An 18,376-nucleotide genomic window follows, 5' to 3' on the forward strand; every position below is an offset into this window, starting at 1 on the left:
ATTTTAGAATGTTAGGTTGATACCGAAGGTATAGACTGCAGGTACAGGATAACTGCCGTCATCTACTCCGAATGCGGTGGCAGTTCCTCCAAGTTCGGGAGTATATCCGGTGTTATGTTTCCATGTTTTCAGGTTCTGTATATTGACATAGACTTTCAGAGCCTGCAGGCGTATTTTAGAAATCAAGTTCTTGTCGAACGTATACGCTAACTGTACGTTGCGGATACGGAAGAATTTGCCGTCCTCAATGTAATAGTCAGAGTTGAGGTTGTTGATGGAATGTTTGGTGTTCAGCAACGGCTGGGTGTTGGACGTACCTTCTCCGTGCCAGCGATCCAGGCGTTGTTCCAGGTAGTTGAACTGGGCAAAGTTGTAGTTATCCCATGTGCGGAAAATCTTGTTTCCACCTTGTCCCATCATGTCGATGCCTAACGACCAATTCTTGTAGTCTACTCCAAGAGAAAAACCGTAAGTGACCTTTGGAGTCGGGTTACCTATCATGGTACGGTCTTCCGGGGTGATTTCGCCGTCACCGTTCACATCGGCGAATTTCAGGTCACCGGGGGTGACGGTAGCCAGTGTATTTTTGGGTGACGCGTCAATATCCGCTTGTGACTGATAAACGCCTGCCACCTTGTAACCATAGAAATATCCGATAGGATAACCTGCCATTGTATAGCTTTGCTGCTTATCTCCGGCAATGATGGAATATCCTTCCTGAACAAGACTTTTGACCTCATTCTTGATAGTAGTCAGGTTGGCACTGACGGAATATCCCCAATTGCCAATCTGATCGCGCCAGGTTACAGCCATTTCCACTCCTTTATTCTGAATCTCTCCCAAGTTACCGATACCAGGGATAGTTCCGGAAATTCCGGGAACTTCGGCTAACAAATCTTTGGTATTCTTCTTATAGTAAACACCCTCAAAATGTAAGCGGTTGCGAAGTAGGTTCGTTTCAAATCCCGCTTCCCAGGCTTCTACTTTTTCCCAACGCAGGTTAGGATTAGGCAGATAGGCCAGTTGATATCCGGGATAAATGATGGATGGTTTACCGAATACGGCCGAATAAGCATTGGTCAATAAAGGTTCGGCAGGATAGGCTTTATCCAGATTCTGGTTTCCTAACGTACCGTAAGATGCTTTGATTTTCAACATATCCAGCCATTTGATGTCTTTCATAAATTCTTCTTCAGACATCAACCAACCTCCACCCAGTGAGAAGAAGTTCTGCCATTCATTTCCTGTATAGGAGAAAGCGGAGGAACCATCCCGACGGAAAGAACCGTTGAACAGATATTTGCCTTTATAGTTGTAAATCACACGTGCAAGTACGGATAGCGTGCTGCGTTCCCATTGAGTACTTCCATTGGTAGCGGTGGCCGCATCGCCGATGCTGACAAACCATTTGTCCGGATCGCCCGGGATGACCAAACCTACTCCTTGTTTGCGTGCTCCGTCCAACCGGCTCAACGAATTGTAATAAGTAGTAAAACCGGCGGTGGCCGTCAGGTTATGGTTGCCGTTGTCAAAGCTGTTGGTATATGTCAGCAGGTAGTCACTCTGAACTTTTGTTTCATTCTCTTTAAACTGGCTGACCTCGGTCTTTCCTGTTCCCAAAGTAGAGATCCCTCCGTTGACAGTGGCATCGTATACTTTTACGATCGGTGTATACGTCCGTCCGTTGTTCGACGCATAATCCATGGAGAACATCGCTTTGAACGTGAAATGTTTCAGGAAGTCTACCTCACCATAAATGTTACCGGATGCCCGGTAGTTCTCTGCTTTGGTAGTATTCGCTTTCAATTCGACGTCTACCATCGGGTTGTTGATCTGTGCTTTCTGGAATTCGGGCAGAGCCGTATATAATCCGTATTCATTGTTATATACCGGAGCGATAGGAGTTGCACGCAGAGCATTCAATACCTGTTTGGAATCTGCAGGAAGCATACGTGCTCCGTTGAATTGGAAACCGACTTTCAAAAAGTCCGTAATCTTATAATCATTACTTGCGTTGATGGTTACCTTACTGAATTTCTCATGTTCGATGTTTCCTTGTTCGTAAGAGTAACCTACTCCCAGATAGAAACTATGTTTTGGGGAAGCCCCTGTAATACTGATATTGTTATTTGTAATGAAAGCAGTCTGGAAAATTTCATCCTGCCAGTCGGTATTGGCATCCCAGCCGGTATAATCGAAAGGGTCATCTTTCTGATTGGCGAGCTGTTCGCTGTATAGTTCCCTGAATTGTGAACCGTTCACCAATTTCACTTTATCTACCACTTTCTTGAAACCGAAAGAAGTATTGATATTAACCAACGTTTGTCCTTCTTTGGCTTTCTTTGTGGTAATGATGATAACACCATTCGCTCCGCGAACACCGAAGATAGCCAGAGATGACGGGTCTTTCAGAATCTCCATAGATTCGATGTCCTCCGGATTCAGGAAATTGATGTTGTCATTGAATAATCCGTCGACAATGTACAGCGGTTTATATCCGTTGATGGAGTTTGTTCCACGAATACGGATTTCCGGGTCTGATCCGGCCCGTCCGGAGTTTACAATCTGTACACCTGCCACTTTCCCCTGAAGGGAAGACAGCGGATTCATTGCCGGTTTGTTGGCTAACTCTTCTCCTTTGACATTGGTGATAGAACCTGTCAAGTCTCTTTTCTTTGCACTACCGTATCCGATAACGACTGTTTCGGCTAGTACTTGTGAATCTTCTTTTAAAGTGACATTGATGACATTTTGCGCCCCCACTTTAACGGTTTGCGAGGTCATTCCCACGTATGAAAATGCCAGTACGTCCTCCGGAGTGACAGAGATTGAATATTTACCGTCCATGTCCGTGATGGTTCCGGTGGAAGTTCCTTGTACGAGTACCGATGCACCGATCAATGGCTCATTGGCAGCGTCCGTCACTGTTCCTGTCACCGTCTTTGTCTGTGCAAAGGCTGATGCAGAGGCCAGTAGCAGGCAAACAAGCGTCATGATGCTCCTTGACCTGATGGCTTTTTTCTGAAGATGTTGTAAAAGTCTAGTCCTCATTGCATTAAATTTTTCCATTTGTTATTATTTAGGTTGAAGTCTTTTTTCTGCCGTCTTTTGGCAAGAGTAACAAAGGAAACAAACGAAATTCAAAAAAGATTTTGGAAAAAAGAGGGAATGGTTGATTTTAACACTAAAAGGGAGGTAACTGTTGAAAAAAAATCAGGCACGAACCGATGTCGTTCGTGCCTGGATAATAGGATGGGGATTCTCCATTGAGGGAGGTATATCCTATGTATACGCTGTTCGTTCTATGATTTCCTGTTTTAAAACATCTGCTCCGCAGTGGTCATACATTGAATGACATCTTCTTTGCTGCCACTGAAAGGCCCTGATTTCTCAATTTTTAAAGTTGACATGGCGGCTGCAAAACGTCCGGCTTCTTCGATGCTGGCACCCGATACCCGTTGGTATAAATATCCGATGGTATACGTGTCTCCGCATCCTGTTGCGTCTACCACTTCTTTGGGTTTATATGCCGGAATGCGATAGAATTCTTTTCCATCAAAGATGAGTGAACCCATGCTTCCCAATGTGACCAGTACTTCTTTCACTCCCCATTCATGTAATTGACGGGCAGCTTCCTGTGGATCGGAAAGACCGGTCAGCACTTCCATTTCATGCTCGTTGACTTTCAGGAAATGGATATATTGCAAAGCTTCCCGCTTATCTGTCCAGTCCACCGGATAGACGTGGGTGTCACGCACTTCACGCAAATAGCCTTGCGAGTCTACTGCAATCAACCCTTTTTGGGATAGTTCTTTGATTACTTCCAATGAGAAGTCATCTGCCAGTAGAGAGCCGAGATGGTAGATTTGCGCATCTATATCTTTCAGCTGGCCGGCAGTGAACGGATCGGCTTTTGCTAATACACGTTGAGTGCGTTCGTCCGGATTGGCGCCATAGATATTCTCGAAGTATACGGAATATTTGCTTGGTAAAGCGGTTACATGAATACCCATTTCACGTAGTTGCTCCACAACGTTCATTTCAGTGGCACCGACTGCTGTTACTAAAGCGTAATCGATGTCGTTAAAATGGCGGATGGCATGTGAACAATAAAAAGCCGTACCTCCCGGCATATAGACAGTGTTTTGGGGAGTGACTACTTTGTCTAATGTGATGTGACCGATGCAGCAAAGTTGATGTTTATTCATGTCTAACCAATTAAAAAGCCTCCAAGATTGTATCTTGAAGGCTTCTAGTTTATTTTTAGTGCGGATGATGGTCACTAAATACGGACTATCTTATGCACTGTTGTATCATATTTTACAGAGCCCTCGCATTGTTCATGTCAGCGAATAAGTCACCGAACGTATAACGAACTCCTTATTTTACCTAAATCAATGAACTTTTAATTCTGCCGCAAAGGTACTTTTTATTTCTGATAAACCTAGTTAAAGTGACAAAAAACGTCCAATCTCATACCTTATCTTTTTGAGGTTCTTCCGTTTATTTTATAATTAACCGCTCACTCCACACTAATTATCAACTCCTTGCCTTCCTTCAACTTATCATGGGTGATAAAGTAACTTTCTACTTTTTCGTTGTCATAAGTAATGTTTGTTATCTTTTCTCCGTTTCCTTTTTTCTTGATAGTGAAGTCTTTGCCATTCAAATTAAATGTCGTCTTGTCGAATAAGGGTACAGTGATAATATACTTAGGATCGGCAGGTGAATAGGTATATAGTCCTATTGCATTCAATATATACCACGAAGACATCTCTCCTGCGTCATCCATGCCACAATACGCTAATTTTTCGGGTCCCATGCGATAATAACCGTTCAATATCTTATTCAGTATTTTCTGCGACTTTTCCTGTTTGTCCACAAAATAATACATATAAGGAATACTATGTCCGGGTTGGTTCCCATGACAATATTGACCGATAAAAGTAGTCAGGTTATGTGCTTCATATCCTTCCCATGGAATAGTAAATAAGGAGTCTAATTTAGTTTCAAATGCCTCTTTGCTGGGGAATAAATCAATGAGACCTTGAGGATCGTGGAGAGCAAAGAAGGTTGATTGCCATCCATTAGCTTCACGATACATATATTCATAGAATGGTCTCTTAGGGTCGAATGGAGTTACCCATTCTCCATTTTCCAATCGGGGACGCATCTGCTGAGTGGTGGGATCGAATAGATGTTTATAACTATCTGTTCTTTTCATCAGTCTTTCATAATTTTGCATATCGCCCAATTCTTTTGCCAGCAAGGCAGTGGCATAATCATCGTATGCATATTCCTGCGTCTTTGTCACAGCTGCTTTTGCTACTGTTTCCAATTTGGGATCTTTAATATCCATTTCGGATATCCATCCTCGCTCCATATATTCTTTAATATGAGGTCTGCTGCCCTCGCCTTCAGCAAAGGCATTGTTTAAGAGTATTTTATATGCTTTTTGTACATCAAAATCACGGATACCTCTTAAATAACTTCCTGTAACAAAGACAGACGCATGGTCGCCATGAAAAAATCTAGGCATAAATCCTCGAATCTCTCCATAATCTGTAATAGACTTTATGACATCTGCCGTGACATCAGGAGAAACCATACCCAGCAAAATCAACTTGTTACGATAGTCATCCCAAAAAGAAGGCTCACTATAGTAACGGAATCCTTTGTTTACCACTTCACCTTTAGCGTCAACATATTCTCCATTTACATCGCTCAATAGTATAGGCCATAGAAACGCTTTGTAAAGAGCAGAATAAAAGGTTTCTTTCTGTATTTCTGTACCACCTGACACTTGAATTTTAGATAACAGTCCTTCCCATGTATCACTTGCTTCATTTCTCACTTGTTCGAAATCTTTTTTGAGTATCTCTGCTTCCAGGTTTTTCTTTGCATTTTCGACGCTGACATAAGAGAATCCGACTTTCATTTCGAGAGGGGCATTAATGTCCTCATTATTGATAAAATTTACAATACGAACTTCTGTATCTCCATCTTTCAATGATTCTATATCCTTGATTTTATGATTAGTAACTGCATAGAAATAGAAAGTAGGGCCTGTCTGTTGATAACCGGAGAATACGTTATCGCCCGCTTTCTCTATATTCCAGCTTCTTATATGCTCATTAGAATGGGATAGGTCGACCAACAGTTTTTTCCCTTTCCCATCTTTATAAGTATATTTATGATAACCACATCGTAAGGATGAAGTCACTTCCGCATTAATATCATATTTTTTGAGATAGACCTGGTAATATCCCGGACTTGCCGATTCGTTATCGTGGCTATATCCCGTATAATAAGATTTTGGCTCGACATTTCCGCTTACTGCTATCAATGGAACATAACAGAGATTCCAATGCCCTTTGCTGGTATGAACAAAAGCATGGATAATGGTATCTTCATACTGATAGCCCGAACCACTTCGCCACATGGTAACGGGGGTGACTTGCACCATAGAGTTAGGCAAGGATGCACCGGGGAAAGTTTCCGCTCCCCATGCCCTGCGAGTAGGATTGTACCCTAAATCTATACTGTCCCACAAAGTGGTAGTCCCTATAAATGGATTGACATAATCGGTCAAACGTTTGTTCTTGTCTTTCTGAACTGCACATCCTGCGACAATAGCCAGAAGGGCGAGGATGTTAATAGCTTTCATTTTTCCAAACATATATTTTCTATTTAATCAATTTTCATCTGAATACAGGAGCATTATATCCGGTGTAAGTAGGATATGTATTATTCACAACAGGCCATCCATTCATCCAATTTACTTTATCAAGCATCAGACAACGATAATCTAGCTCGTCAATATATCCATGATACAGAATCCAGTCCTGGCCTGTATCGTCTGTGATAATGCGTGAACAATGCCCGGTTGAAGAGAACCGGTGGTTGCCTTTTAACATCAACTCATGCTTGACATCGTTCATATCTTCCCCTTTTTTATTGGTATATGGACCCATGATGTTATTCGATTGTCCGACGACTAAACTATATGTACCACCTTTATGATATTGCCCGGTAGATAATATCAGATTGTATACTCCGTTTCTCTTGATAACATAGGCGGCTTCGTATTGGCCTCCGGCAACTTTCTTTCTTACTGCTCCTTTCTTGATAGACATTCCGTCAGCAGTCAGTTCTATTACGCTAATTTCACGAAAACTGCCCCAAAACAGGTAGTTGCGGCCATCCTCTTGATAAAGATAGGCATCAATGGAAATATCAACTCCCTGCTCGTTACTGTCTATTAGTTTTCCATAATCGGTAAAAGGACCAGTTGGCGAGGATGAAGTAGCGATGCCGATGGCATGTTTCCATTCGGGTGCGGGTTGTGAGTAGTATATGATATACTTGCCATTTACTTTGCTTACAGTAGGTGCCCAAATACCGGCATTATTTATTCCTGTTATTTGAGGATGAGTTTCGTCTGTGAAGATGGAACCAGCTCTTGTCCAGTTAATAAGGTCCCGCGACTTCATAATAGGTGCATTTTTCATATTGGGATCTGTCAGAGAGTGTTCTGTTGCATACAGATAGAAGTAGCCGTCATCTCCTCTTATCACATCGGGGTCTGGCAAGGAAAAGGTTGTAAATACCGGATTTTGGTATTTGGCAGTATAATCTCCATGAGAAGTGATGTCCAGAAAATCATGAGTATAATTCTTTTCGGTTGTCATTGAAATCAAAATAGTGGTATAATACCTATTTAAGTCATTTTCATCACATAGTTCAGCAGGAAACTTAAATTGTGCCCCATCCCATTGTCCGTTTGCTGTAGGAGCCATATCTCTGTAGCCTGCTCTGTCAATTGGCGGTCTTTGTCCGAATTCTGGTCCGAGTTGTCCCCAGGCTTCTTCTTGTTCGTTAATAGTGAAGATTATTTTGTATCGTTCGTCAAAGCCCCAGTCGGTAGCGAATAATTGTATATTATAATCTTTTAGCTCCCAGCATCCCTTTGAGGTATAAGTAAATTCATTTTCCCGTCCTGTCCAGCTAAAACGGATTGCCACTTTATTTATTTTTTCTATGGTAGCCTGATAGGTATCGAAGTTCAAACGGATCCGATAAGCCCCTGTCTGTGTTACTGTTGCTCCGGAAAACTGTTGTCCGGTAGTCTCGTTCAATGTTATACCATCTTCTTTCAGGTTGAATGTTCTTTTTTGCTCACCTGATTGTGAATAAAAAGAATAAGGTTTGTTAGCTTCCAATTTTGTATATATTTCATAGATCGTGGAGCCATTCATTTTTACTTTTTTCACTTCCTGACCATCTTCTGTTCCTTCGCCTGTGATGTATAACTTCTCTCCCTCTTTGATGATGCCACCTAAATCAGCCGGCAGAACGAAAGTGATACCTCGATATTCTTCAGATAAAATAGATTCTGAACCTTTGATAGTCTGTATAGCCCATTTTAGTTTTATATTGTTTCCGGCAGTACCTCCGGCAGCGGTTGCGATATCTTTAAGTTTGCGTTGTGTGATTCTGATATGGGTATTCGCCCCTGCATTGTCTGATGAGAACTTATATACAGGAGCTGAAAAATTGCCATTCTCCTTATCGAATAAAATTGTGTAATTTACATTTTTCGTTTCACTTTTTGACCATTCAAATAGCAGGTCTGTAATAGATTGTAATACAATGTGATCGTTGTTAATGGGGGCATTAAGATTCTTCACTGCAATTAGTTTCTCATCTTCTATTTCATCTTTGTCGTCACAAGCGATTAAGCTGATTCCCAACAGGCTTATTATCATTACTAAAGTGAGTAAAGATTTAGAATTTATGTGTTGTTTCATCCGATATTATTTATGATTGGATAGAATAAGATGTTATTACCCTGCAATTTTGACTAATTGCAGGGTGTAAATAAGCACTGAATTATTTATTATAGATTTTGCTTAATCTACAAATCCATTTTTCTCTAATAAAGCCATAGCTTCTATAGTTGTTGTACCACTTATAGCTGAACGTAAGTCGCCCCATGCTGTATCCCCTTTCGGCATTTGCCACCACGTAGGACTCATTTTGATATCCGGCTTTTCGGTGCCAAGAGTCCATAAGTAGTTTGCGTTATTCTTCAGGAAAGCAACAAAACGCATCCTGTCACCATCCGAAAGATCCGGATGCTGTATCAGTATGGTGAAGTAGCGTACAAATATACCTTTGAAGAGGTTACAGTCGTGTCCGCCGCCATCGCCGGTTTGTTCGCCATAATCCCTCATAACCTTGTAGGCGGTGTTTACGTTATTTGCTATATGATAACGGGCAACTTTCACTGCATCATTAAAATATACTTTCTCTTTTGTGATATTATACAATTCGATAGCTGCTCCCATAAATGTGCCTACATCATATGAGTAATCTCCGTTTGTAGTGTCATAATTTTCAAATACTCGTCCTGTAGACAATACAGTCCGATGATATTTCATCCATTCATATATCCGTAGTGCCCATTGTAGATTAGTGAATCCGTTGATGGTCTCATCGGGGTACTTTTGTGCAAATCTGGCTGCAATAATAGCTGCAGGTCCGTTTGATGGTATGCCTTTTCCCATACTTTCAGCATCGGTTCCTACTTTCCATTGGATACCTCCACCGTCGTAATCATTCCAACCTTCTGTGATCCATGTCCACAGATCGTGAGATGATTGTAAGAACCGGTCGTCATTGGTTGCATAGTATGCACGTAGATGAGCCATTGCATGCCAACCCATATCGTCATAAAAATCGTGTCTCCATTTACCTCCATTTTTGTTTTTTACTCCATCATAAAAGTCCCAGATGACTTTTTTATACTTTTCATCATTGGTACGCAGGTAAGCATCCACTACTACGTCCAGACCATGCGCTTCGGGCCAGTAGTCATTTTGCGCTATTTGTCCGTCGAATGTATTGTTGAAGCATCTCACGGATGTGTTCCAATACCTGTTTACAAAAGTCGTTGAAGCACTGTCGGCTGCTGCTACCCATGAGTACTTGGGAAACTGGTTTACTTCTATATATTCATCATCGTATGTTCCACACGACATCAGAGAACATGAAAATGTAAGGAGAATTCCGAATAATATATTTTTCATAATTAATTCTGTTTTTAGCGGTCTGTTTCTCGTAAGGGAAACAGACCGCGTATGATTTAGTCACCTGTATTTATATTAGTAAAGTCGTGAGTGTAATTTTTCTCAGCAGTCATAGATATTGTAACATCTGTGAAATATTTGCTGAGATTATTTCTGTCGCAAAGTTCTTCCGGGAATTTGAATTGGCTACCGTTCCATTGTCCATTATCGGTTGGAGCCATATCACGGTATCCGGCTCTGTCTATGCTAGGTCTGTTATCAAAGAACTTCTCTTGTATTTGTCCCCAGTCTTCTTGTTTCCCGTCTACAGTAAATTCAATCTTATAACGTTCGTCAAAGCCCCAGTCGGTCTTCTGTAATTGTACATTATAGTTCATGAGTTCCCAAACACCTTTCTCGGTATAACTAAAAATGCCACGGACATTTGTCCATGAATTACGTATAGCTACCTTATTTATCTCTTCGAAAGAGATCTTTTTATTCTTGAAGTCAAGTTTAATACGGTAGACTCCAGCTTTATCTACTGTATAAGGAAGCGCTTCGTCTCCGGCAGTTTCTTCAATCGATTTTCCATCTTCTTTTATTGATATGATCCTGTCAGAGTTAGCTTGTAATCTGGTGTAGAAATAGAATGGTTCGCCGGCCTCCAGTTTTGTATATATCTCGTAATAAACGGTCGATTCTTTGGTCTCTATCATCTTCACACGCTGTCCCTGTTCCGAACCTGCTCCACCAATGTACAATCTCTCTCCATCATCCAAATCTTCGAGACCTGCCATACGGAGCAAGGTGATTGTTCTTGATTCTTGAGCCAAAGCGAAATTCATTCCCCTGTTTGAGCGTACGGTCCACTTTACGGTTGCTTCTTCTTCCGACTTTGCACCTGCAAGCCGGGCTATTCTATTCAAGCCTTTTTTCGTAATGGTAGCTCCGGTATTTAAACCGTTGCCGTCTGCCTGATAAATATATATAGGGTTAGAAAAGTCCCCGTCAAGTTTGTCGAATAATATATCGTAATAAACTACGCTGTTATCTTCTGCTTGGGCTTTCTCCCATTCAAAGTACAGGTTTGATACATCTTCTATTACTGCATATCTGTCTTCAACCGGTTCATATAATTTAGGAACTGGAGTGACAGATACACTCTCAAATTCTTTCACTTTTTCACAACTTGTGAATACTCCTAATGCTAATGTAAGGAATGCTATGGCCGTAAATAATATTTTGTTTTTCATCTTTTTATATATTAAATGATTTAAAAAAAGCGTCATGATTAATATCCGGGGTTTTGTCCCAGATTTTGGTTGATCGTAAATTGTTTTCTCGGCACAGCCCATAGATAATCCCGATCCCTGTTGAATGAATTTTCATGATACGAGAAGTAGGTCAAATCACCGTTACTCAACTTAAATTTGGCTCCTCTGAATGGCTCATTCAGGACATCTTCTGCAATTTTCCAACGACGTATATCATAAATGCGTGTTCCTTCCAGTGCCAGTTCTACGCGCCGTTCGTCTCTGATAATTTGCCGAATATCTCCACTTGTCGGATAGTTCATTGCTGCTGGTGTTTCATTGAATCCGGCGCGGCGGCGGAGCGCTGTGATGGTTTGCTCCCAGATTTCAGGAGTCATTTTATCCAATTCGTACATAGCTTCTGCATACATTAACAAAACGTCGGCATAACGCAGTGTTACAAAGTTGATGTTACAACTCCATGAAGTCCCTACTGTCCACGCACTTGGATTCGGATCATAATACTTCCTGTAGAAGTATCCGGTTTGTGAACCACTGGCATGGCCAATCTTGTCTTTATTATCTTTTGATGCACCGTTAGGATTAACATTTACCGTATAGGACGAGCCGTCTCTTTTTTGTACTACACTGCCATTGCGCACGATTGTCATATCCATGCGGGGATCACGGTTGTCGTAAGCGCTTTTTGCTTCATCCCATTTGCTTCCATCTCTCATGAGATAGGTATCTATAAGGCTTTGAGTGGGACTTGCTACTATGTATTGCACCGATTCTAAATTGAATGGAACATATGTTGATATATCACTCCATGTACGTACTTTAGGGACATATTGAATATCCAGGATTATTTCGTTATTATATTCATTCGCTTTATAAAATAGTTCCTGATAGTTGGAATGAAGTGAATATCTTCCATAGTCAGCTTTGCCAATTAACTTTTCAGTATACTTTTTCACTCTCTCCCAATCGTTGAAATTCAAGGCTACACGAGCGTTAAAAGCTACTGCCGCTCCACATGTAATCCGTCCTCTGTCAGCTCTTGGATACCGTTCTTTAGTGGGTAGTATTTCAGCTATTTCTTCCAATTCCCGATGTATCCATTCTACGATGGTAGCCTGTTTGGTTCGCTCAATAGTTCTTGCTGTTTGCTCATCAATATCCTGTGTGAAGAAGGGTACATCTCCATACCAATTTGTCAATTGGAAATAAAGGAAAGTACGTATAAAGCGGGCTTCAGCTTTCATCCTGTTTTTGAGATTTTCATCCATTTCTACTCTGTCGATATTGGCTAGAAGTGTATGGGTTGTCTTTATCCCACCATATAGTTCACCCCAGACTTTATCAAAAAGCCCTGTTGAAGATGTAGCCTGTCCGTTACTGATAGTCTTGACATCATCACCACCATATCCGTTATAGAGGTTGTCACTCAATCGTTCGTCACGGAATACCCATTCCGTACTATTCATCTGGCGATATGCCATATGCAAAAGCGAAGCTGCTTTCTCTTCTGATGTCCAATAGTTGTTGTCAGTAAATTTATTTGTAGGAGATACATCCAGATCGACGCAACCGGATGAAAATATGCAAATAAACAGACACCATGAAAAATATTTAATTATTGTTGTTTTCATATATTATACTATATCTGATTATTGTATTTAAAATACGATCTCAATACCACCACCATAATACTTCAGTGTGGGGTAGTTACGTCCACTGTTTGCACCACTGGCATTCATGCTGTTACCAAATTCGGAAGACTCAGGATCGATAAATTTATTTTTTGTGATTGTTAATAAATTCTGTCCAGTCACATATACCCGTACTTTGTTTATACCTATTTTCTGTGTTATATTTTCTGGAATAGTATAACCAATTTGTAAGTTTTTCAATCGCAGATATGCTGCATTATAAATGTTCCTGTCGGACGAATGTTGGTAATTGTTTGCATATGACGACGTTGCATAGTCATTTATCAACCGTGGATATTTGGCATCTGTGTTGCTCGGACTCCAATAATCCAACTGGTGCTCGAACATGACAAAATAATAACTTCCATGAAACGGCTCAACCATTTCGCCACGTAATGCCATATCGCGTTTGCCTACACCTTGCCACAACATATTGAAATCAAACCCTTTCCAGTTGAGTAAATAGTTGAATCCAAAGATATAGCGGGGGAAAGCATTACCTAGGATATAACGGTCGTTGTCATCTATCACTCCGTCTCCATTGCGATCTACATACTTCACATCTCCAGGCGATAAGTTTGCTCCGATAAACACTGCTGAATTTCGTATTTCTTCTTCGTTTTGATATAGTCCATCTGTTTTAAATCCATAATAACTATGCAGAGGAACGCCTTCGCGAACAATACGTTCTATTCCGTCTACTTGAAATATATCCTGTTTTCCGTATTTTATTACTTTATTAAAAGAATCTCCTATATTGAATCCAAAGTTATGGGTAAAATCGGAATGACTTAGCCGGTAGTTTATCGACAATTCCCATCCCCTGTTTCTCATCTCTCCAATATTTTTATAAGGTACGGCTCCTCCTAAAGTACTCGGGGTTTGTGGCACTAACAAAATATCGGTAGTGTATTTATTGAAGTAGTCGAAAGATATACTTAAGGTATTTTTCAATAAAGTAGCGTCAAATCCTATGTTGAATGTCTTCGTCTTTTCCCATGACAACGTTTCATTGCCAAAGGTATAGCCTGTGCCTGTTACCGGAGTTTTATTAAACCCATATTGATTCTTATAAATATCGTAAGTGGTGAAATACTGGTAATCTGGCACGGATTGAGTTCCCAACAACCCATATGAACTTCTTATTTTCAGGTCGCCTACTTTTTCTTTCCAGAAAGAGAAAAAGTCTTCTTCCGAGATTCGCCATCCAAGAGTCGCCGATGGGAAAAATGCCCATCGATGCCCTTTTGCTAACAATGACGAACCATCGTAACGGGCACTTACTTCAGCATAATATTTATCCATGTATGAATAACCTAAACGACCCAACCACGAATGAAGCGCACGCTCCACTGTTCCACCAGGTGTATTGTAACTGCCAGGATCTATTTCGGTGTCATCTGTATCCGTATAGAGATCAGGATCGACATATTTTCTTTTGATCTCATTAGCTTGTCTGCGGAATGACTCTGTTGTATATCCAAATACCCCCGTAACATTATGCACTTTGTTGAAAGTACGGTTATACTCTAAAAGGAACTGGGTATTCAACATGGTTATTTTTCCGTTATAGTCCTCAATGCTATAATCTTTCTTATCGCTTTCATTTATGATTTTATCCCTGTCAATATAATCATATACCGGGTGATAACGTCTTTTTATAAGACGATGTTCGGATCTCAGGTCATAGCCTAATACAGCTTTCGCTTTCAACCCTTTCCAAATGTTTAGTTCCCCGGATACAACCCCTTGAAAATGGTCGTCGTCGTTAGTTGTAAGACCACCATGATATAAGGTGGCAAGGAAATTACCTCCGGTGGTGACGTCTGTATTGTAATATTTTCCATCCGCATCGGGATATATGTCATACGTATTGTATGTTGGCACGCGCATAACATCTGATAACCATAAACCACCTCTGTCCGAACGCCCTTCCTGCCTGTCGTAAGCCAATAATGCAGTCAGTTTCAAACGGCCTATGTCAGATACAACATTACTTCTGAAATTGTATCTTTTAACTCCAAAGTCTTGCCCTTTATAGTTACTCTCCTGATCGTAATATCCGAAGGAAATATTGTAAGAGGTAGTCTTAGAGCCTCCTTGTACACCTACATTATAACTTTGTTGCAGAGCATTCTTCAATATAGCTTTATATCCCCACTCACTGTCTCCTTGAGCAAACTGGTGTATTTCCTCGGCAGTGTAAATAGGGTCTTTGCCAGCGTTTACATACGAGTCGTTACGCAACAGCGCATTTTGATAGCCCGGTAGCGGTTTCAATAAGATATCTGGGTTTTGCGTTCCAATAGAGGCATTGAAAGAGACTTGGGGTTTCATATCCAAATGCCCTTTCTTTGTGGTAATCAGTATGACTCCATTGGACGAACGTGAACCGTAAATGGCGGCTGTACCAGCGTCTTTCAATATGGAAACGTTTTCTATGTCACTTGGGTTAAGCATATTCATTGCTTTAACATCGTTGGCAATCATTCCGTCTATAACAATCAGAGGGTCGTTGTTATTCATTGAACTGACACCTCGAATATTAATATTCATTGAGTTGTCGTTCGGATTCATACTGCGTTGCTGAATCGTGAGACTAGGTGACGCTCCTTGCAATGCCTGGGTAAGATTGGCTACCGGACGATCTTTAATAAGTTTATCTTTTACCTGATCGACTGCCCCTATCACATGTTTACGGGTAGTAGTACCATAACCGATAACAATAACTTCATCCAATAACTTCGAGTCTTCTCTCATTATAAGAGCTTGAAATGATGTGTTTCCTGCTTTCTTCTCAATGGTTTGAAAACCAATATATGAGATTACTAACACATCATCACCATTGCACATGATGGAAAATTTTCCATCTACATCCGTCACTGTTCCATTGGTGGTGCCTTTTACGACAACACTTACGCCAATCAACGGTTCTCCCTGCTCATCTTTCACAGTGCCTTTTACGGCTTTTTCTGTTCGAGATTGCTGTGTGACACCAGTTTGAGCAAATCCTTTTGTGGAAATTCCTGCATATAGCAGTATTAAACCGGTTAACATTAATAGTTTACATATTCTACTAGTCATATTATAACTACTTTTATTGATAATAAATTGTTTTTTTGTATACCTTATAATCATCCTGCAACACTGGCTGCTTTGTTGCAGGACAACTATAAAGAATCAGTTTCCCCTAATACCCATAGTACATTCTTTATTCAGATAGTGAATTACTGATTTCCTGATTGATCTTTTTAATGCGGTCTTCCTCTACTTTAATAACCTTTCTATCATAGGTTATTAAACCATTTACTTCTCCTTCTACATCTGTCGTTTGTGTGTATACACCACCAGATATTCCTCTTTTTACCAATTCTAGTAATTGCTGTCCGTATCTCACATATTCGTCTGTTACTTCTTTTGCGCTCTTGAATTGTACATATCCCCAGTTTTTGTCGGGTTGCCATAAATGGCCTGTAAGCGGCATACCTATTCCACCATATTCGCCAACAACAGTAATTCGTTCGTTATCATACATCATCAGTTCCGGTGAAGGATATTTATGGAAATCGAGTATGTCTCCAACTTTTAGATAATGATTGCCACCACTTGCTGAGTTTACTAGACGTGATGGATCATAATACTGAGTCCATTCCGTAATTTCTTGTGTTTTGAATTGTCCCCATGCCTCATTGAACGGAACCCATACGGTGATAGATGGATAAGGCATCAGGTAATCCATTATTTCTTTCCATTCTTTGCGGAAGTTTAGTTCCGATTCGATGGAACGTGTGACTTCTTTTCCGTCAAAGTAGTGGTGCATATCCCAATGAGGTCCCTGATCTCCATTGGGCATATCTTGCCATACGAGTATGCCTAAACGGTCGCAATGAGTGTACCAACGTGCCGGCTCTACTTTTACATGTTTGCGAATCATATTATATCCGAGGTCTTTCGTCTTCACAATATCATATTTTAAAGCCTCGTCTGTTGGTGCTGTATAAAGCCCGTCAGGCCACCATCCCTGATCTAATGGTCCGAAATGGAATATATCTTTATTGTTCAATTGCATGCGTATTATACCATTTGCATCACGCTTTTTCGACACCTTGCGCATTGCGGCATAACTGCTAACTTTATCTACCGTTTTTCCTCTTTCGATGATAGCAATATCCAAATCGTAAAGGAATGGAGATTCGGGCGACCAAAGTTTCGCATTCGGAATAGAGATATCTAGTGTCTGTCCTGCAACTCCTTTTGCTGAAGCGATGACTTTATTGTTATCTTTTAGTTTAACTTCTACAATATCAGATGATTCCGTATTCTTTGTACATACCTCTACTTTTAAATTATTATTGTCTACATCGGCAATGGGGGTAACGCCAACAATGTGTTTGTTATTCACCGGCTCCAACCAGACTGTTTGCCAAATACCGGAAACGGGTGTGTACCATATTCCATTAGGGTTGGTCACTTGTTTTCCTCTTGGTATAGAGCTATCGCTTGTAGGATCCCATATTTTAACTACCAGTTTTTGATTTCCCGAAGTTAGGAATGGGGTTACATCGAAACTAAATGGTGTATATCCTCCAGTATGAATTCCTATTTTAATATTGTTGAGATAAACTTCTGCTTTCCAGTCCACTGCTCCAAAATGTAGTATTATATTTTTGCTTTTCCAGTCGGAGGGGATTGTAAATGTACGTCTATACCATAGTTCTTTTCCTTTGCCCAGCTCTTTTTGGACACCGGAAAGACTTGATTCAACAGCAAAAGGAACAAGAATTTTTCCATCGAACGTTTGAGGTTCCTGCTGTCCCATAGGTAAAATTGCATAATCCCACAAACCATTCAGATTTTGCCATTTATCGCGTTCCATTATCGGACGGGGGTACTCCGGCAAAACATTGTTAGGATCAATTTTTTCTGCCCAATCCGTTTTTATTTTATCACCCACAGGTTTCCACTGCGCAGATAATGACATGGAAGAAAAGAGTAAAATAATTAATAAAAAAGGTGTTTTCATTTGAAGGTAGATTTTTGTATGTAATTAGTATAAATATTTAGAAACTATAGAAATTACTGAGTTTGAAGCGTAACTGCTATTCCCCAAGGAAGGAAAATTACTGCATAACTGGTAAGTTGTGTTTTCTTGTTTGTCGGTTTTTTCATGGTATTGAATATATGGTTATCAATTTATAGCATATATGAATCAAGCTGTTTTTTTATATTAAAATAGGGCTAACAAACTCTCGGTCTGATTGATGGCAAAAATAGATAAATTCACTATTGCCAAGGTGGTATATTTGAGTAAAAAAATGGCAATAAAAGGTTTTAATAA

Annotated in this window: 9 protein-coding genes; all 9 read right to left on the reverse strand. The window is 40.4% G+C overall.

All coding sequences use genetic code 11. The features are described 5' to 3' along the window. Positions 1–3: 3 nt before the first annotated feature. Positions 4–3,069 carry a SusC/RagA family TonB-linked outer membrane protein gene (locus GD631_RS06650; RefSeq protein ID WP_143256903.1) on the reverse strand — a complete coding sequence of 1,022 codons (3,066 nt, stop codon included), beginning with the start codon at positions 3,067–3,069 and terminating at the stop codon, positions 4–6. Positions 3,070–3,317: 248 nt separating this feature from the next. Further along, positions 3,318–4,208 (reverse strand): carbohydrate kinase family protein, encoded by an 891-nt coding sequence (locus tag GD631_RS06655; protein WP_143256904.1) that lies wholly within the window; start codon positions 4,206–4,208, stop codon positions 3,318–3,320. A gap of 314 nt (positions 4,209–4,522) precedes the next feature. Next, positions 4,523–6,667: a GH92 family glycosyl hydrolase gene (locus GD631_RS06660; RefSeq protein WP_244983361.1), complete on the reverse strand. Its 2,145-nt coding sequence runs from the start codon at positions 6,665–6,667 to the stop codon at positions 4,523–4,525. Between the two features lie 34 nt (positions 6,668–6,701). Beyond that, entirely contained in the window at positions 6,702–8,810 is a 2,109-nt protein-coding gene (locus tag GD631_RS06665; protein ID WP_143256906.1) for a family 43 glycosylhydrolase, read from the reverse strand. A gap of 102 nt (positions 8,811–8,912) precedes the next feature. Beyond that, a complete protein-coding gene (locus GD631_RS06670; RefSeq protein WP_143256907.1) occupies positions 8,913–10,091 on the reverse strand; it encodes a glycoside hydrolase family 76 protein in 1,179 nt (392 codons plus the stop codon). Positions 10,092–10,147: 56 nt separating this feature from the next. Then, positions 10,148–11,326 (reverse strand): SusE domain-containing protein, encoded by a 1,179-nt coding sequence (locus GD631_RS06675; protein ID WP_185911591.1) that lies wholly within the window; start codon positions 11,324–11,326, stop codon positions 10,148–10,150. A 38-nt stretch (positions 11,327–11,364) separates the two neighbouring features. Further along, positions 11,365–12,978 carry a RagB/SusD family nutrient uptake outer membrane protein gene (locus tag GD631_RS06680; RefSeq protein WP_143256909.1) on the reverse strand — a complete coding sequence of 538 codons (1,614 nt, stop codon included), beginning with the start codon at positions 12,976–12,978 and terminating at the stop codon, positions 11,365–11,367. Positions 12,979–13,005: 27 nt separating this feature from the next. Next, on the reverse strand, positions 13,006–16,122 hold the full coding sequence (locus tag GD631_RS06685) for a SusC/RagA family TonB-linked outer membrane protein (RefSeq protein WP_185911592.1): 3,117 nt from the start codon (positions 16,120–16,122) through the stop codon (positions 13,006–13,008). Positions 16,123–16,249: 127 nt separating this feature from the next. Further along, the gene (locus GD631_RS06690; RefSeq protein ID WP_143256911.1) at positions 16,250–18,061 is read right to left on the reverse strand and encodes a glycoside hydrolase family 2 protein; all 1,812 of its coding nucleotides are present in this window, start codon (positions 18,059–18,061) and stop codon (positions 16,250–16,252) included. Positions 18,062–18,376 lie beyond the last annotated feature (315 nt).

The organism is Bacteroides luhongzhouii (assembly GCF_009193295.2).
Lineage (GTDB): Bacteria > Bacteroidota > Bacteroidia > Bacteroidales > Bacteroidaceae > Bacteroides > Bacteroides luhongzhouii.